At 71.3% G+C, this 17,726-nt stretch carries 14 protein-coding genes; 6 read left to right on the forward strand and 8 right to left on the reverse strand.

All coding sequences use genetic code 11. From position 1 onward, the window contains the following. The first annotated feature begins 105 nt into the window (after window positions 1–105). On the forward strand, window positions 106–681 hold the full coding sequence (locus AB8O64_RS28225; protein ID WP_370422098.1) for a class IV adenylate cyclase: 576 nt from the start codon (window positions 106–108) through the stop codon (window positions 679–681). Window positions 682–755: 74 nt separating this feature from the next. Here AB8O64_RS28225 and AB8O64_RS28230 read toward each other — a convergent pair whose 3' ends face one another. The 4 genes from AB8O64_RS28230 to AB8O64_RS28245 all read right to left on the reverse strand — a co-directional run bounded on the left by AB8O64_RS28230 (window position 756) and on the right by AB8O64_RS28245 (window position 5,046). Then, on the reverse strand, window positions 756–1,304 hold the full coding sequence (locus tag AB8O64_RS28230) for an RDD family protein (protein WP_370422099.1): 549 nt from the start codon (window positions 1,302–1,304) through the stop codon (window positions 756–758). Between the two features lie 129 nt (window positions 1,305–1,433). After that, the gene (locus AB8O64_RS28235; protein ID WP_370422100.1) at window positions 1,434–2,201 is read right to left on the reverse strand and encodes a MerR family transcriptional regulator; all 768 of its coding nucleotides are present in this window, start codon (window positions 2,199–2,201) and stop codon (window positions 1,434–1,436) included. Window positions 2,202–2,408: 207 nt separating this feature from the next. Then, on the reverse strand, window positions 2,409–3,134 hold the full coding sequence (locus tag AB8O64_RS28240) for a trypsin-like serine protease (protein ID WP_370422102.1): 726 nt from the start codon (window positions 3,132–3,134) through the stop codon (window positions 2,409–2,411). A gap of 229 nt (window positions 3,135–3,363) precedes the next feature. Further along, window positions 3,364–5,046: a DUF885 domain-containing protein gene (locus AB8O64_RS28245; protein ID WP_370422103.1), complete on the reverse strand. Its 1,683-nt coding sequence runs from the start codon at window positions 5,044–5,046 to the stop codon at window positions 3,364–3,366. Here AB8O64_RS28245 and AB8O64_RS28250 point away from each other — a divergent pair. The 4 genes from AB8O64_RS28250 to AB8O64_RS28265 all read left to right on the forward strand — a co-directional run bounded on the left by AB8O64_RS28250 (window position 4,996) and on the right by AB8O64_RS28265 (window position 14,085). After that, window positions 4,996–8,952 (forward strand): polymorphic toxin-type HINT domain-containing protein, encoded by a 3,957-nt coding sequence (locus tag AB8O64_RS28250; protein WP_370422104.1) that lies wholly within the window; start codon window positions 4,996–4,998, stop codon window positions 8,950–8,952. The two genes, AB8O64_RS28245 and AB8O64_RS28250, sit on opposite strands and share 51 nt — an antisense overlap. Then, window positions 8,946–9,260: a hypothetical protein gene (locus tag AB8O64_RS28255; RefSeq protein WP_370422106.1), complete on the forward strand. Its 315-nt coding sequence runs from the start codon at window positions 8,946–8,948 to the stop codon at window positions 9,258–9,260. Before AB8O64_RS28250 ends, AB8O64_RS28255 begins: the two co-directional genes overlap by 7 nt. A gap of 599 nt (window positions 9,261–9,859) precedes the next feature. Then, window positions 9,860–13,696 (forward strand): polymorphic toxin-type HINT domain-containing protein, encoded by a 3,837-nt coding sequence (locus tag AB8O64_RS28260; protein WP_370422108.1) that lies wholly within the window; start codon window positions 9,860–9,862, stop codon window positions 13,694–13,696. Then, complete coding sequence (locus tag AB8O64_RS28265) at window positions 13,678–14,085, forward strand: hypothetical protein (protein ID WP_370422109.1); 408 nt, start codon at window positions 13,678–13,680, stop codon at window positions 14,083–14,085. The genes AB8O64_RS28260 and AB8O64_RS28265 overlap by 19 nt, the downstream gene beginning before the upstream one ends. A gap of 58 nt (window positions 14,086–14,143) precedes the next feature. Here the strand turns inward: AB8O64_RS28265 and AB8O64_RS28270 are convergent, their stop codons facing one another. After that, complete coding sequence (locus AB8O64_RS28270) at window positions 14,144–14,797, reverse strand: UdgX family uracil-DNA binding protein (RefSeq protein ID WP_370423990.1); 654 nt, start codon at window positions 14,795–14,797, stop codon at window positions 14,144–14,146. Window positions 14,798–14,993: 196 nt separating this feature from the next. Further along, window positions 14,994–15,674 carry a hypothetical protein gene (locus tag AB8O64_RS28275; protein ID WP_370422111.1) on the reverse strand — a complete coding sequence of 227 codons (681 nt, stop codon included), beginning with the start codon at window positions 15,672–15,674 and terminating at the stop codon, window positions 14,994–14,996. Between the two features lie 316 nt (window positions 15,675–15,990). Here AB8O64_RS28275 and AB8O64_RS28280 point away from each other — a divergent pair, with 316 nt between their 5' ends. Then, a complete protein-coding gene (locus AB8O64_RS28280; RefSeq protein ID WP_130881613.1) occupies window positions 15,991–16,245 on the forward strand; it encodes a LysR family transcriptional regulator in 255 nt (84 codons plus the stop codon). A 60-nt stretch (window positions 16,246–16,305) separates the two neighbouring features. Here AB8O64_RS28280 and AB8O64_RS28285 read toward each other — a convergent pair whose 3' ends face one another. Both AB8O64_RS28285 and AB8O64_RS28290 read right to left on the reverse strand, forming a co-directional pair. Next, on the reverse strand, window positions 16,306–16,764 hold the full coding sequence (locus tag AB8O64_RS28285) for a nuclear transport factor 2 family protein (RefSeq protein WP_370422113.1): 459 nt from the start codon (window positions 16,762–16,764) through the stop codon (window positions 16,306–16,308). Window positions 16,765–16,799: 35 nt separating this feature from the next. Then, window positions 16,800–17,723, reverse strand: a complete 924-nt coding sequence (locus tag AB8O64_RS28290; RefSeq protein ID WP_370423991.1) for an NAD-dependent epimerase/dehydratase family protein — start codon at window positions 17,721–17,723, stop codon at window positions 16,800–16,802. Window positions 17,724–17,726: the final 3 nt, after the last annotated feature.

Below are 17,726 nucleotides of genomic sequence, written 5' to 3' on the forward strand. Positions count from 1 at the left end.
GGTGGTGGAGACGCCGCACGGTCCTTTGTATCGAGGTCTCCGGCGAATGTTCGAGGCTATCGTTGCCGATGCCGATCGCACAGTCTGAGCGGAAGGGAACGCTTCGTGATCGAGGCTGAGTTGAAGGTCCGCGTGCGCGACTCCGAGGGCGTCATGCGGCAACTCGAACGGCACGCCCCCGGTAGAGCTGAGGTCTATCAGGACACCTACTTCGACACCCCTGACGGGGCCCTGCGCCGAGAGGGCCGGGAACTACGTGTCCGAACGGTTCGAGGAACCGATGGCACCCGAGCGGTTCTCACGTACAAGGACGCACCCGTCGATGACGTGTCGGGTTCGAAGCCCGAACACGAGACCCGTGTTGATGATCCCGACGCTGTTCACGCCGTGCTGCGTGGCCTTGGGTACGTTCCCTCGATCGCCTTCGAGAAGCAGTGCCGGAACCATGAGTTCGAGGCCCACGGTCGGCGCATGCTCGCGACCCTGGTCCGGGTGCCGGAGATCGACGGTGCGTTCCTCGAAGTCGAGACCTTGGTGAAGGACGATGAACTGCCCGCTGCCTTGGAGGGTGTACGGGCCGTCCTCGACGACCTCGGATTCACGGAGCGGGATCTGACCACCGAGCTCTACACAGAGGCCGTGGCAGCCGCCCGCCGACCGTCAGCCACGGAATGCGGGTGACCGCAGAGCAGTCACAGGCGTCGTGGCGCCGATGGCGGTGGCGCCGACCGCCGACAGGCAGGCCGGGCCTCAGATCAGCGCAGGTCCTTGCTGCGTACGTTCCGCAGCCCGCACGCGTCCTCGTACAGTTCGCCCTCCGCGCCGAACACGCTCCACAGCGGTTGCAGCGGGAGCCACGTCAGGCCGAGGAGCCAGCGTCCCACCGCCTGCCAGAAGCGCGGCCGCCCGGCGTCGGCCTCGCGCACCACGCGTGTCATGAGCAGGAACTTGCCCACGGTCGTCCGGAATATCACGGCCCCCAGCACATGGTGGACGAAGGACACTCCGAAGAAGCCCGCGGCGACGTAGGCCCAGAAGACGCCGACCGTCTTGTCGTCCGCGAGCTGGTGGGCGAGACCGAAGCCGGCGAAGAGCGTGATGGCCCCGTCGATCAGGGCGGAGAGCACGCGGCGCGCATCACCGACCGCCTCGGGGACGACGGGAGGCTGCGGGTACGGCTGCGGGTGCTGCTGGGCGTACGGGTGCGGGTACGCCTGCGGCTGAGCGTACGGGTGCGGCTGTGCGTACGGCGGCTGGGGAGCGTACGGGTGGTTCGGGTGCTGCTGGTGCTGGTAGTCGATCACGGGGGGCAATCCTGCCGTACGACTGTGACAGCTGATTCTCAGGTTGATACCCGGGATGTATCGAAGGCGCACGTGGCGCCGGGCGCTGCGGTCCCCCGATCCGCAGCCCCCGGCGGTGTGAGGTGTCGGTCAGCTCAGCCGGGCGTCGGCGTAGACCACCATCGCGTCACGCTGGTAGACGGCCAGCCCGTCGGCGATCCTGTCGTAATTCGCACGGAACCGCGGGTCGTCGACGTAGGTCTGGCCCAGGCCCTTGTACCCGCACGCGTTCGGGGTCCAGAAGCGGCAGATGCCCTGGTAGTGGGCGTCCACTTCGGCCTGCACCGCGGGATCGTCGACCGGTGTGCCGGCCACCATGAACTCCGCCAGGCGGATCATCTGCGCCGTCACCTCCCGCTGCCACTGCTCCGTGTCCTCGTCGGTCATCGTCTCGACGGCCTGCCGGGACTCGGCCCAGGCCTCGGGCCACCGCTCCCGTACCTCGGCATCGTCCTCGGCGGAGGAGGGCTCGAAGCCCTCGAAAAGGTTCTCCGGCCTGTTGATCTTCGTCATGGCGTTGGTGTCCTTGCTTTCCTCCAGTTCGGCGATGGTGCGGCCGACCGTGCGGGCGAGCGTCTCCAGCCGGTTCCGCTCCGCCAGCAGCCGCCGGTGGTGCTCGCGGAGCACGGCCACCTGATCGACCTGGCTGTCCAGGACGGCCTGGATCTCGCGCAGCCCGAGGTCCAGCTCCCGCATCAGCAGGATCTGCTGCAACCGCAGCAGGTCGGCCTCCTCGTAGTAGCGGTGCCCGTTGGCCCCGGTCCACGCCGGCGGCAGCAGGCCGATCTCGTCGTAGTGCCGCAGCGTCCGGGACGTCACCCCGGACATCCGGGCCACCTCCGCGATCGACCAGGCCATAGCCCTGCTCCTCCATCGCCGGGCCGGTGTTTCCGGCCACACACAAGACCGTAGAAGTTGACGCAACGGCAACCGCAAGGGCAACGCGAAAACCCCTGGGGTGCCCCCCAGCGCGGGGGCACCCCAGGATGTATGCCCGTTTGATCGTCAGCGGTAGGTGCGGACGACAGCGGGATCTGCGCGCTGATCTCCGGGCATCGCCTGCTCCTACCCCGCGCTCAGTGTCTGGTCGATCCACTCCCGTGCGCTGCCGACGCTGGCGAAGCAGGTGGTCCCGCCGCTTGCCGTCGAGACCACTCCGTAGACCTTGCCGGACGTCCTGGTGACGTCCCCGTGGTACAGCGGGCCGCCGGAGTCACCTGCGACGGCGTGGCCGTCGTCGCCGGTGGCGGAGATCCCGTACCCGTTTCCGGCGCCGTCGCTGCACCAGTTCGAGTTGACCCTGTGTCCGGCCCACTTCAGGTCCGTGTCGCTCGTGCCCCAGCCGTACAGGTAGCCGGTCTCGCCCGTCGTCGGGTACTCATGCGCGTTGGCGAGGGTCGCTGTCGGTGTGCCCGACGGTGCCGGGCTGCTCAATTTGACCAGGGCGATGTCCTGCCCCCAGCGGATGTGGATACCCGACTGGGGGGCCGAGAGCTGGGTACCCTGACCTGCCTTGGTACTGCCGACCCACACCCGGATCTCTGTGTCCTTCGTGCCGTTCTCCTCCGCGCAGTGGGCTGCGGTGAGCACCCACTGCGGACGGATGAGAACACCACCGCAACGGTGCCAGTAGCCCGATTGCCGCTGCCCGTTGACGAAGGCCATGCCCGCCGGCACATATGAGGCCTGGTGCCCGCCTTCGATGGCCGACGCTGTACCGGGAAGGAACGTCAGAACCGCTGTCAGAGCGGTGAGGAGACCGATGGTGATGGTTCTACGGCGGCGACGCATGAGTGCTCCCTGCCTGTGGACCGGGGGCAGCCAAGGGCCCCACGGATCGAGAACAGTCGCTCGGCCCACCGAGTACGCCCGGGCTCACGCCGGTCCCAGTGGCCAATGCCAGGACAGCGCAGCACATCAGCCATGGCCAGAGCCCAGGCGGCGGTTCACCTCATCGAGGGGGTAGCGGCACTTGCGTGCGACGAACGGCACGGCTGCACGCCCCGGGGCGTGACCGGCGTCACAGCCGGGACAGCTCGTCCTCCAGGTCGTCGAGGCCCAGCGGGCCCTGGGAGAGGGCCGCCATGTGCCAGGCCTTGGCGTCGAAGGACGCCCCCCGCGCCACGCGGGCGTTCTCCCGGCCGCGCAGCCACGCGCGCTCGCCCAGCTTGTATCCGATGGCCTGGGCCGGCAGGGAGAGGTAGCGGGTCAGCTCGCTCTCCACGAACGCCGCCGGGCGGCTGCTGTGCCGGCCGAAGAAGTCCTGGGCCAGCTCCGGGGTCCAGCGCTCGCCCGGATGGAAGGGGGAGTCCGCCGGGATCCGCAGTTCCAGGTGCATGCCGATGTCCACGATGACGCGGCACGCGCGCATCATCTGTGCGTCCAGATAGCCCAGGCGGCGCTCCGGGTCCGGCAGGAAGCCCAGCTCGTCCATGAGGCGCTCCGCGTACAGGGCCCACCCCTCCAGGTTGGCGCTGACCTTGCCGATCGTCGCCTGGTAGCGGGAGAGGCGGTCGGCGACGTGCACCCACTGCGCGATCTGGAGGTGATGGCCGGGGACGCCCTCGTGGTACCAGGTGGAGACCAGGTCGTAGACGGGGAAACGGGTCGCACCCATGGTCGGCAGCCACGTGCGGCCGGGGCGGGAGAAGTCCTCCGACGGGCCCGTGTAGTACGGGGCGGCGGCCGAGCCGGCGGGGGCGATGCGGGACTCCACCACCTTGAGCGGGGCGGCGAGTTCGAAGTGGGTGCCGTCCAGCGCCTCGATCGCCTCGTCCATCAGCTTCTGCAGCCAGAGGCGGGTCTCCTCGACCCCCTCGATGTGGCTGCCGTGCGCGTCGAGGTGCGCCAGCGCCTCCCAGGGGCCCGCGCCGGACAGGATCTTCTCCGCCTCGGTCCTCATCTCGGCGAGCAGCCGGTGGTATTCGGACCAGCCGTACGCGTACGCCTCGTCCAGATCGAGGTCCGTGCCGTTGAAGTAGCGCGCCCAGCGGGCGTACCGCTCCCGTCCCACGGTGTCCGGGGCGCCGTCGATCGCGGGCGCGTAGACGACCCGCAGCCAGTCGCGCAGCCCGGCCACCGCGGCCGTGGCCTTGGCGGCGGCGTCGTCGAGTTCACGCCGCAGCGGGTCCGGCCCCGCCGCGGCGAACTCCTGGAACCAGCCGCGGTCCGCACCCACCCATTCCGTCAGCTGCCCGATGACGGTCCGTGTCGCGCGCGGCCCGCCCGGCAGCTTCCGGTCGAGGCCGAGGGCGAGCGACTCCCGGTATCCGGCGAAGGCCCCGGGCACGGCCCGCAGCCGCTCGGCGACGGCCGCCCAGTCCTCCTCGGTCTCCGTCGGGGTGACCGTGAAGATCTTCCGCACGCTGTGCAGGGGCGAGCTGAGATTGCTGACCGACCGCAGCCCCTCCTCGGCCTCGTGCACGGCGAGCTGCGCCGTGAGCCGCTCCCGCAGCAGCCGCCCGCACCGGCGCTCCACATCCCGCTCGGCGCCCGGCAGTCGTTCCGCGTCGGCGAGCCGGCTCAGCGTCGCGCGGAAGAGGTCGGCGACGGCCTCCTGGCCGGCGGGGGAGAAGTCGGGGAGCCGGGGGGAGCTCTCCCGATCTCCCAGATACGTGCCGGTGATCGGGTCGAGGGCGATGAGAGCGTCGACGTGGGCGTCGGCCACCTGGCGGGGCAGCGCGCCGTTGGGGGTCTCTGGCATGCGGACATCCTGGTACGGGCGGGGGGCCGGCGTCACCGGGTCCATGGGGTCCGCCCCCGGTCCGGCGGCCCCGCCGTCAAGGCGGCGGCGGAAGCCGCTTTCCTGGGCACCGACGATGATGTGCGCCGCTTCCTGGACAGCGAGCGGGAACTCGCCGAAGTCCACGACGACCGCATCGCGGCCGTCCAGATGGTCAGTGTGGGCGGCAGAGGAGTACGCGAGGCCGCGCGCAAGGCCCTGGCCGGCTCCGCGGGCGACCTGCGGCAGTTCTTCAAGTCCGGCTGGCAGTCCCCGCTGGAGCAGGACCAGCGGGTGCAGGCCGTGCAGGTCGTGGGCGAGGGAGGCAGTGGAGTCCAGGAGGCCGGCAAGGCCGCGCTGAAGGGTTCGGCCGAGGACGTCCGGAATTTCCTCGACGAAGGCCAGTACCCCGCCCGGGAGGCGGACGACCGGGTGCAGCTCATGCAGGTCATGAGCGCCGGTGGTCCGGCCACCAAGGCGGCCGCCAAGGTCGCGTTGAACGGTTCCGCCGAGGACGTCCGGGAGTTCCTGAGCGTGGGCCGGCACGTGGCTCGCGCGCGGGACCAGGAGCGGGCCACCGTCGAGCAGTTGGCCGAGCAGGTCAAGGAAGCCGGCAAGACGGCCAAGCGGGAGACGCTGGCCGCCGAGGAGGCTTCCGAACGGGCCGTACTGGCATCGAAGCTGGCCAAGGAAGCGGCACAGAAGGCGGCGGCCGAGACCGCTGCCGCGAAGAAGGACGCGGGCCGGGCGGCGAACGCCGCGGGCCGGGCCGCCGAGGCGGCGGAGGGCGCCGCCGAGGCCGCGCAGCAAGCCATCGACGCGGCCCGGGCGGCCAACTCATCGGCCCGAATAGCGGCGAGTGCCGCGTCCCAGGCGGCCTCCGCCGCCGCGGGTGCCGCGGAAGCGGCGTCCAGGGCACGTGGCGCGGCGTCGGCAGCGGCGACCGACGCGGGTCAGGCCGCGGCGGCGCGGAAGGCGGCCGAGGACGCGCGGACCGCGGCGAAGGCCGCACGCGAGGTGGCCAAGGCCGCCGAGCAGGCGGGCAACGCCGCGACGGCGGCCGGTGCGGCCGCGGCCGCGGCGTCCAACGCCGGTGCCAACGCCGACGCCGCGGCCGATGCCGCCGATGAGGCCGGTGGCTACGCCGACCAGGCCGGTGCCCAGTCGGCGCGCGCCAGGAACGCGGCCGCGGCCGCTCACCGGCACGCGCGTGAGGCCAATCGCGCGGCGGGCGCCGCCCAGTCGTTGGCCGGTGAGGCCGCGAGCGCGGCGTACGAGGCGCGGGACGCGGCCAATTCGGCCGCCGAGCACGCCGAGAACGCGGCGGAAAAGGCGGAGGAGGCCGCGAAGCACGCCGGCGACGCCGTCAAGGCGGCCAAGGAGTCGACGGCGCACGCCGAGGCGGCCAAGAAGGCCGCCGACGTGGCGAGCGCGGCGGTGGACAAGGCACGAAAGGTCCACGAGCTCGCGAGCAAGATCGAGGCCGAAGAGCTCAAGGCCCGTACCGCGGCCGCCATCGAGCAGGCCAAGGACCTCAAGGCGGCGGACGAGGAACGCAAGGCCAAGTCGGCCCGTGCCGCCAAGGAGGCCAAGGACCTCGACGACGAGGCGGCCCGCCTGGCCGCGGAGGCCGGCAAGCCGGGTACGGACGCGAAGCAGGTCGCCGAGAAGGGCCGCCGGGTGGCGGTGCTGGCGATGAAGACCCGCGGCCCTTGGAGCCGGTCCGCGGCCGAGGTGGCCCTGGCCGGCGCCGACGACGCCGTCGTCGAGTACGTGCGGACGGGGTGGAAGGACGCCGCGGAGCAGGACGAGCGCGCCCGCGTCGAGCGCCTGGCCGACGAGGCCGACTCGGAGGCCGTACGCAAGGCCGCCGAGGAAGCGCTCAAGGGCGACGCCGCCGCGATCGGCGAGTTCCTGCGCACCGGTCAGCACAAGGCCGCGGCGGACGACTACCGCGTGCGTGTCGTCCAGATCGCGAACGGCAGTGACCGGAGCGTCAAGGAAGGCGCCCAGGCGGCCCTGAAGGACGGTTCGACGGACAAGCTCCGTGAGTTCCTCAACACCGGGCAGTACGCCGCCCGGGAGACCGATGAGCGGGTCCGCGCCGTCCAGTTGGTGACCAGCGGCGGCGCCGAGACGAAGGCCGCGGCCAAGGTCGCGCTGGAGGGCACGGCGCAGCTGCTGCACGGGTTCATCCAGTCGGGGCAGTACAAGGCGGCCCGCAAGGACCTGCTCACCGCGACGCACGTGGCGGACGTGAAGCGGATCATCGCCGAGGCCTCCGGTGTGGCGGCGACGGCGCAGGCGAACGCGGCGGAGGCCGGCCGCGTGGCGGCCATCGCGCGCAAGGCCGCGGAAGCGGCGAAGGGCTACGCGAAGCAGGCCGAGGAGTCGGCCAACCAGGCCAAGGGCTACGCGGAGCAGGCCCGCACCTCGGCCAAGCAGGCCGAGTCCTCGGCCGCCGAGGCGGCCAAGTCCGCCAAGACCGCCCGCGACGCCGCCGCGGCAGCCGACCGTGACGCCCGCGACGCGGACAACTCCGCCGCCTACGCCCAGGCGTCCGCTTCGGCGGCGCGGGTCTCCGCGGACGACGCCTACGCCGCGTCGACCGACGCGCGCGCCTACGCGAAGGCGGCGGGCAAGGACTCCGAGGCGGCCGGCAAGGCCGCCAAGGAAGCCTACGACGCGGCCGTCACCAAGCTCCGTGAGGAAATCGAACGGCGTAAGGAGGAAGCCCGGAAGCAGCGGGCCGAGCTCGAGAAGCAGGAGGAGGAGCGGCAGAAGGCGAAGAAGAAGGCCTGGGGCGAGTTCGGCCACTTCCTGCTCGATGTCGCCGGTGCCGTGCCCGTGCTGGGAACGGTGACCAATGGCATCAACTGCGCCTGGTACGGCGCCGAAGGCGACTACGTCAACGCCGGCCTGTCCTGCCTCGCCGCCATTCCGGTCGCCGGTGAGGGCGCTACCGCGATCAAGCTAGGGAAGGACGGCAAGAAGGGCGCCGAGCTGCTCGAGTCGCTCTACAAGAGTTCCGCCGGCCGGCTCGGCCGCGCGGAAGCGGGCGCCAGGAAGGCGTGCAAGGTCGTCCCGAGGACCTTCGGGCGCAGCGCGAACAGCTTCACCCCGGAGACCCGGGTGCTGATGGCCGGCGGTTCCACGAAGGCGATCAGGAGCGTCAAGGCCGGGGACAAGGTCCTGGCCACTGACCCCCTGACCGGCAAGTCGGCGGTTCGCCCGGTCGATGCCGTCATCGTCGGTCACGGCCAGAAGCACCTGGTCGAGCTGACCGTCGACACCGACGGCACCAAGGGCAACGCCACCGGCACGATCAAGGCGACCGAGAACCACCCGTTCTGGGTCGAGGACCAGCACACGTGGGTCGACGCCGGCGTCATCAGGCCGGGCGCGCTGCTGCGTACCTCGTCCGGTACGTGGGTCAAGGTCACGGCGACCCGTGCGTGGACCGCTGCCCAGCAGGTGTTCAACCTCTCCGTCAGCGGCCTCCACACGTACCATGTCGGTGCCGGAGCGGTGAACGTCCTCGTTCACAACTCGGGCGGCGAAGGTGAGCTGGTACGGGTCGGCCGCTGGATGGGCCAGAACGAGTACGAGAAGATGATGAAGAGCGGCATGGTTCAGCCGGGCGCGGGTGACCGGACGTACGTGGTGCACCCGCCGGACCGGAACACCTACAAGCCCACCTACAAGGGCTCCGTGTACGTGGAGTTCGATGTGCCGAAGTCGTCGCTCTATCCGGGTGGCCGGCCGACCGACTTCAAGATGGCCGGCGCGAATTCCAACGACGCGAAGTACGCCGCGAAGCTGGGGCGTCCCATTCCCGAGCTCCCGGCGGCGCTGAACATCTCCCTCGAGGGCGGTCCGTCGTGCTGAGTGGATCCGGCCTGATGGACGCCGTGCGGTCCTGGCTCGCCGAGCAGGCGGCGGGGATGCGTGGTGACGGCATTGGGGTCGAGGTCAGGGAATGGTTCGAGGGCCCCGGGCCCGGAGCCGTTCAGCTGACGCTCGAAATCCCTCTCAAGGCTGCCGAGATCATGGTCTGGGAGGACGGGAACGCCGAGCTCGTGTTCTACGACTTCGAGTCGAGGACCGAGGTCCCGGAGCATCGCGACATCCGCTCCGGAGCGGATCTGGAGGATGCTCTGCGGGTGACGGCGGAGTGGGTCGGGAAACAGTCCTGACCCCGTGATGTGGAGGCGGTCTGTCGGGGTTCCCGGCAGGCCGCTTCCGCGTTCCCGGTGTACGGACACGCCGATCCCCGTGTCCAGCGGGGCGATCGCGGCTTCTCCAGGATACGGAATCTCCTAATCCGAATTTCCCGGCGCGCTTCTCGTCATGCTCCAAGGAGGCCGCACCGGAAAAATTTAGTGGGCCGAATCCCGCGTAGCGCGATGCGCCTCACATGCTCCCGTCGTAGGTAATGACGAGATAAAGGCGGGCGGCGATAGCCTACCAGTTACCAGAACTTTGCCAGGAGTTGACCGAATTTCGACTGCCGTAAGGCCTGGAATCGCTGGCCATACCCCCGGTAGTGATGGATGTGGGCATGACATAGGCCCATTTCCCGGAGCTTTGCATTCCGCTCACTACCGCCTCAAGTAAGGCCCCGTATAAGGCCACATGACGGCCAATCAGCGGGGTTATGCTCCACCACGCGCCGATGAGTTTCGGCCATCAACTGACAAGAACGGTCAACGTGGTGAGAAGAAAGCCCTTCGGGGCGAGACCCGGGGCGAAGCAGGGGCTCTGCACGCGTGCGGTGTGTCTGAGCGTGCTGCCCATGGCGCTCGTGGCGAGCCTGCTCGGGACGAGTACCGCCTTCGCGGCGGACGAGCCGGATCAGCCGACCGACCGCGGCCGCGTCCTGGAATTGTGGAAGTCGGGCGGGCCCGGTGTCACGGCCGCCGCGGAGGCGGCCCTCATGGGCAGCGACGAGGACGTGAAGCGGTTCCTCGGCAGCGAGAAGGAAATCGCCGCACTCCACGACGACCGCATCTACACGATGCAGCTCTTCACCGTGGGCGGTCGCGGGGTGCGCGAGGCCGCGAAGAAGGCGCTCGCCGGATCCCGCGAGGATCTGAGCAACTTCCTGAAGGACGGGTGGCGGGAGCCGCTCGAGCAGGATCAGCGGGTGCGGACCACGCAGATCGGCAGCGCCGGTGGCAGCGGTGTCCAGGACGCGGCGAAGGCCGCGCTCGGCGGTACGAGCGGTGACATCCGCGAGTTCCTCAGCGAGAACCAGTACACCGCCCGGGAGCAGGACGACCGGGTGCAGCTCATGCAGATCATGAGTGCTTCCGGCCCGGCGACCAAGGAAGCCGCGAAGGTCGCGCTGAACGGCTCCGCCGAGGACATCCGGGAGTTCCTGGACACGGGCCAGCACGTCTCCCGCGCCCGGGACCAGGAGCGGGCCACCGTCGCGCAGTTGGCCGAGCAGGCCACGCAGGCGGGCAAGACGGCCAAGCGCGAGACCGAGGCGGCCAAGGAGGCCTCGGAGCGGGCGGTGGCCGCGTCGAAGCTCGCCAAGGAAGCGGCACAGAAGGCCGCCGGCGAGACCGAGGCGGCGAAGAAGGACTCCAAGCGCGCGGCGAACGCCGCGGGCCGTGCCGCGGACGCGGCGGCGGGTGCCGCCGAGGCCGCGCAGGAGGCCATCAGCGCCGCCCGGGCGGCGAACAGCTCGGCCCGAATAGCGGCGAGCGCCGCGTCGCAGGCGGCGTCCGCGGCCGCCGGTGCGGCCGAGGCCGCCTCGCGCGCACGCGGTGCGGCATCCGCCGCCGCGACGGACGCCGGCCAGGCCGCCGCCGCCCGCAAGGCGGCGGAGGACGCCCGCAACGCGGCGAAGGGCGCCCGGCTGGCGGCCCAGGCCGCCGTGCAGGCGGGCACCGCCGCGACGGCGGCGGGCGAGGCGGCCTCTGCCGCGGCCAGTGCCGGTGCCAACGCCGAAGCGGCCGCCGGTGCGGCGGCCCAGGCCGGTGGCTTCGCCGACGAGGCCGGTGCCCAGTCCGCGCGGGCCAAGTCGGCCGCGGCGTCGGCCAGGCGCCACGCGCGGGAGGCGACCCGCGCGGCCGGTGCGGCCAAGTCGCTGGCCGACGAGGCGGCATCCGCCGCGTACCAGGCACGGGACGCGGCCAACTCGGCCGCCGACCACGCCGACGCGGCGGCAGCGGCAGCCGACGAGGCAGCCAAGCACGCCGGTGACGCGGTGAAGGCCGCGAAGGAGTCGACGACCCACGCCGAGGCCGCCAAGAAGGCCGCGGACGCGTCCTCGGCCGCGGTCGAGAAGGCCGGCAAGGTCCACGAGCTGGCGACCAGGATCGAGGCCGAGAACCTCAAGGCCCGCACCGCGGGCGCCATCGAGCAGGCCAAGGACCTCAAGGCGAGCGACGACGAGCGCAAGGCCAAGTCCGCCGAGGCGGCCAAGGAGGCCAAGGAGCTCGACGACGAGGCGACGCGCCTCGCCGCCGAAGCGGCCAAGCCGGGCACGGACCTCAAGGACGTCGCCGCCAAGGGCCGCAAGGTGGCGCTCCTGGCGATGAAGGTCCGCGGGCCCTGGAGCCGCGCGGCCGCGGCGACCGCCCTGGGCGGCACGGACGACGTCGTCCGTGACTACGTGCGGACCGACTGGAACACCGCCGCCCAGCAGGACGAGCGCGCCCGCGTCGAGGTCCTCGCGGAACAGGCCGACTCCGAAGCCGTGCGCAACGCCGCCGAGGAGACCCTCAAGGGCGACGCCGCGAAGATCACGGAGTTTCTGCGGACGGGCCAGCACAAGGCCGCCGCGGACGACTACCGGGTGCGGGTGGTACAGATCGCCACCGGCACCGACCGGGGTATCCAGGAGGCCGCCAAGGCCGCGCTGAAGGACGGCTCGCCGGACAAGCTCCGTGAGTTCCTCAACACCGGGCAGTACGCCGCCCGGGAGGCCGACGAGCGGGTCCGCGCCGTCCAGCTGGCCACCACCGGCGGCGCCGAGCTCAAGGCGGCGGCCCAGGTCGCCCTCGCCGGCCCGGTCGAGGTGCTGCACGGATTCATCCAGGCCGGGCAGTACAAGGCGGCCCGCAAGGACCAGCTCACCGCCACCCACGTGGCAGAGGTGAAGCGGATCATCGCCGAGGCCTCCGGGGTGGCGGCGACGGCGCAGGCGAACGCGGCGGAGGCCGCCCGCGTGGCCGCCGTCGCCCGCAAGGCAGCGGAAGAGGCCAAGAGTTACGCCAAGCAGGCTCAGGACTCGGCCAACCAGGCCAAGGGCTACGCCGAAGCGGCCCGCACCTCGGCCAAGCAGGCCGAATCCTCGGCCGCCGACGCGGCCAAGTCCGCCCGGACCGCCCGTGACGCCGCCGCCGCGGCCCGCCGCGACGCCCGTAACGCCGACGACTCCGCCGCCCGCGCCGGGGCCTCGGCCATGTGGGCGCGCTCGTCCGCCGACCAGGCCTACGCCGCGTCGAGCCAGGCCCGTGCCTCCGCCGTGGCGGCGGGCAAGGACTCCGCGGCGGCCGGCAAGGCCGCCAAGGAGGCCTTCGCGATCGCCGTTGCCAAGCAGCGCGCGGAGGACGAGGCCAAGCGACGCGACGAGGAGGCCCGCAAGAAGCGGATCGAGCTCCAGCAGAAGGAGCAGGCCCGCCGCGAGGCCGAGGAGAAGAAGAAGGCCGGCCGCTGGGGCTGGCTGCGCGAGGGCGGGCACTTCCTGCTCGACGTCGCCGGAGCCGTGCCCGGCCTGGGCACGGTGACCAACGGCATCAACTGCGCCTGGTACGCGGCCGAGGGCGACTACGTCAACGCCGGCATGTCCTGCCTCGCGGCCATCCCCGTCGCCGGGTCCGCGGCGTCCGCGGCCAAGCTCGCCAAGTACGGCGAGAAGGGCCTCAGCTTCGTCAGAGGCGGCCAGAAGGCCTGCAAGGTGCCCAACAGCTTCACCCCGGAGACCCCGGTGGTGATGGCGGGCGGCACCACCAAGCCGATCAAGAACGTCGTGATCGGCGACAAGGTGCTGGCCACCGACCCCGACACGGGCCGGACCGTGGCGAAGCCGGTGTACAACACCATCGTCGGCACGGGGCAGAAGCACCTGGTCGAGCTCACCGTCGACACCGACGGTGACAAGGGCCGGGCCACCGGCACCCTGACGGCGACCAAGGGCCACCCCTTCTGGGTCCAGGACAAGCGCGCCTGGGTCAAGGCCGGTGACCTCGAGCCGGGGGCGCTGCTGCGCACACCGGCCGGCACGTCGGTGAAGGTCACGGCGACCCGTGCCCGGACTGCCGAGCAGAAGGTCTTCAACCTCTCCGTCAGCGACATCCACACCTACTACGCGGTGGCCGGAAAGACCCCGGTCCTCGTCCACAACTGCGACGTCCCGCTGACGAACATCCACCCGCCGGAGTCCCTCTCCCCGGCGTCGCTGAAGTTCTGGGGCGACCAGTCCACGGACGACATCGTGTACTCCCTGCGGCCGGGCGCCCACGAGGCGCTGCGCGTGACCCCGGAAGGCGCCGTGCACAACGGCAACACCCGGCTGACCGTCCTGAAGGAGCGCGGCTACGATGTCGACTCGCTTCCTCGTGAGCGGTACGAGAAGACGGGGATGACCGACGAGGAGATGTGGGCGATGGAGCAGTGAACGTACGGGCGGAAGTCCACTCGATCCTGGCGTCCGGGGCCCGGGAGACCTTCCTGCTGGCCCTCGGCCATCGGCTCGGCACCTCGACCCGTGTGGTCTTCGGCGAGGGGGGCGAGGAGGCCGGCGGCAGTCTGCGGGCCGCCCGCGCCTGCAACGAGATGATGATCGTCGTCTGGTCGCAGCTCTGGGCCACCCGGGCACCGGAGACCGCGTCGGGATACCCGGACGCGGAGTTCCTCCCGGTCCTGCTGGAGAAGGCGGACGCCGGTGACGCGCGTCCGTATCTGCGGGACGCCCTGGAAAGCACCCTCCTCCACCTCCGCGCCTCGGGCGCCTGGACCCGGCAGGATGAGGAAGGCACAGCGCAACAACCCACCCCCGAGGCGTAGCCGCGCGGGTGTGTGAAAGCCCCACCGGGATCACCCGGTGGGGCTTTCGCGTGCGGTCTCAGCGCAGAAGCCGGGCGGCCACCTTGAGATCCGACACCAGGCCCGCGAACGCGTCCTTGCGGGCCTGGTCGCCCGCACGCAGCACGGCCGAGGGGTGGATGGTGGCCACGAGCGTCCCCTCGTCCCCGCCCCCGTCCGGGGAAGGCAGCGTCAAGGGCACGCCGCGCCGTTGGCTGACGCGGAACGAGGAGCCGAGCAGCGACTTCCCCGCCGTGGCACCGAGCGCGACTACCACCTCGGGGGCGACCAGGTGCAGTTCGGAGGTGAGCCAAGGCTTGCACGCGCTGATCTCCCGCAGGTTCGGCGGTTTGTGGATGCGGCGCTTTCCGCCCGCCGGCCGCTCGAACTTGAAGTGCTTGACCGCGTTGGTCACATACGTCTGCGCCGGATCGATGCCCGCCTCGGCGACGGCCCGCGTCAGCACACCTCCCGCGGGCCCGACGAAGGGTTCGCCCTGCCGGTCCTCCTGGTCGCCGGGCTGTTCGCCCACGAGCATCAGCCGCGCCGTCGTGGTGCCGGAGCCGAAGACCGTCTGTGTGGCCTCCCGGAACAGCGGGCAGCCCGCGCAGCCCGCCGCGGCCTCCCGCAGCGCGGTGAGATCCGCGGCCTCGGGCACGAAGGGCCCGGCGTCGTAGTCCTCGGGGTCCGGCATCAGATCATCGAGGCCCTTCTCGCACCTGCGCGAGGCGGTCACCTCGCGGTGGGCGGCGCACCGCACCACAGTGTGAGGAGTGACCGGTCACCGGCCGGGGAAACGCCGCGCGCCCCGAATCCCCCGGACGGACGCAAACGCCCCGCTCCCGCACGGAGAGGCCGTGAGGGGGCGGGGCGTTGCCGGGTGCCGGTGGTCAGGAGCAGCTGCGCACCCAGTTCCAGCCGATGAAGCTGTGCTTGAGCTGCACGTCGAAGGTGCAGGCGGACGTGCCGTCCGCGCGCAGCTCGACCGACGTGTCGTGGGAGTTGGCGTACCAGGAGCCCGTCACGTCGAAGATGCCCTTGTAGGTGAAGTCGGCGTGGGCCTTCGTGGTGGAGGTCGCGCAGTCCTTCAGGCAGTCCTCGCTCTGCGTGGGCGTCTTCAGCGACCAGCCGGCGTCCCACGGCTCCCGGTTCCAGCCGTGGGTGACCGTCGTCTTCGCGTCCGTGATGCGGCCGCCCGCGGTGTTCCAGTCCGAGGTGGTGTACAGACCGGTCATCCGGATCTTGCAGCAGTCGAACATCTCGGAAGCGGACTTCACCTGGTGGCGCTGTCCGTCGGCGGCGGCCAGGCTCTGCTGCCGGGCGGCCGGGGCCGGGGTGTACTGGACCGTGCCGAGCTGCGGCTTGCAGTCGGGGCCTATGGTCACCACCTGGCTGACCGTCTGGCCGGCCGGCGGGGCCGGCAGCTCGCCGGAGAGCTGAAGGCTTCCGCAGTCCTTCGAGGTGTCCCGGCCCGGTGTGTCGGCCGCGGCGGCGGAGGTGGCGGTGAGCGGCATCAGACCGGCCGCGAGCGCGGCGGCGACGGTGGTGAGGACGGACAGCTTCTTGCGCATTTCGCATACCCTTCGTGAATTCCCGGTGGAGCGTAACCAGGGGGGAGCGGGGTGAGTTGTGGATCTTCGATGGTTGGCAGGAAGGTGACATCCCCGGTCCCGGCGCCGGTGTCGCCGTCGGCTCGTCCGGGAGCGTTCGCGGCCTCCCACGGCGGATGCCGGGCCCTCGACGGGGGCCGTGCAGCTTCCTGCCCCGCCCATTGCCCCGTGCTCCGGCCGTCCGTTGGTATGGGCTGCAGATCTCGACAGTCCGGCTCACGGGAACCGGAATTCAGCGCGGCCGATCGCGGCCCACTGGAGAAGTAGGGGGGCAAACATGCTCGAGCGGGAGCTCCGCGCTTTCATCTCCACCGCGGAGATCGGGCGGATGGACAGGGCGGCGAAGATGCTGGGGTACTCCCAGCCCGCCGTCAGCTATCAGATCAGGTGCCTGGAGCAGACACTGGGCGCCAAGCTGTTCGTCCGGGGCTCGGCCGGAGCCCGGCTGACGCCCGAAGGCCGCATGATCCTGCCGTCGGCGCGGGCCGTGCTCACGCTCATCGACAGCATGAAGGACGTGTGCGAGGTCTGAGGAACGGATGCCGTATCCCGGCAGGGCCGCCGCCGATGTCATCGGCGGCGGCCCTTTCCGTCAGGCGGCGGCGGATCCCACCAGGTCGTCCACCAGCTCGTCCGCCGTGGGGCCCTCGGCCCGGATCAGCCGGTGGAACAGGACGGTGTCGAAGACGTCCTCCATGCGGACGGCCCGGCCGTCGCGCATCGTCCAGGAGTGGATGAAGTCGAGCGTCTCGGTGTGACCGGTGACCGAAGTGACCTCCCGGACGCCGAACACCACCACCCGGTCGCCGGACTCGATGAACTCCTGGGGGTCCAGTCTCATGCCGCCCAGCACCAGGGGAACCCGCGCCAGGAACTCTTTGACACCGGCATGGCCCGACTTGGTCCCGCCCAGGCCGAACTCGGCCATCCCCAGCGGATGCACCCACTCGATCCCGGGGTCCAGGACCTCCAGCAGTCCGCCCAGGTCGCGCGCGCGGAAGGCGCGGTACGCGGCGTGGATCACTTCGAGGTTGTCGGTGTGACGAGGCATGTCAGGGGCCTTCCTCAGCGGTGGTGCGGCGGTGGTCAGTGCTTGATGTGTTCGGGGTGCAGCGCTTCGAGGGTGCGGCGGATACCGTCCCGCCAGGTCACCTCGCACGGCCCGGTCAGGGCGCGGCGCAGGGTGGGGTCGAACTGGTAGGTCTCCCGGGTGACGTCACTCGGCACGAGACGGGCCGGCACCCCGGTGAGCTCCTCGATGTGACGTACGCAGTCGGTGATCCCGACGGACTCGTCACCGCCCCAGTTGACCAGGGTGGAGGGCACCGACGCGGCGTCCCACAGCCGCGGGACCTGGGCGACCAGGTCGTCGGTGTACAGCAGGGAGCACCAGTTCTGGCCCGAGCGGGGCACCGCGATCGGCTCGCCTGCCAGCATCCGCCGGAAGTACAGCATCGGCACCCCGCCGTAGCCGCCGGGGCCGTACGCGATGTTGAGCCGGGCGATGGTGGTGGGCAGTCCGAGCACCCGGGCGAAGGCCCGTACCGCGCCCTCGGTCGCGATCTTGCCGACCGGGTACGCGGGCAGCCAGTCGGCCACCCCGTCCACCGGGTCGGACTCGGTGTACCGGTGGTCGAGGGTCTGCCGGGCGTAGAGGGCGCCGGTGGAGACGTAGAGGAACGCCTCCGCGGTGCGGCAGTGCGTCATCAGCCGGCCGGCCGCGACCGAATTGACCTCGACGGCCGCGTTGAAGTCACCGTCCTCGCCGCGGCGCACGGCGGAGTGGATGACGTGGGTGAAGTCCTCGGGCAGGCCCTTCAGCGCGTATTCGCTGGTGTCGTCCATGTCCCAGCGCCAGGTGGTGATGCCCCGCTCGTGCAGCTCCCGCTCGACTCCCGGGGTGCCGAACCGGCCGAGGCACCACACGTCGTTGTCCGCGGCCAGTGCCTCCGCGACCGGTCGGGCGACCTGCCCGGTGCCCCCGGTGACCAGGATCTTCTTGCCCGTCATGCC

Source organism: Streptomyces sp. QH1-20 (genome assembly GCF_041283565.1).
GTDB classification, from domain to species: Bacteria; Actinomycetota; Actinomycetes; order Streptomycetales; family Streptomycetaceae; genus Streptomyces; species Streptomyces syringius.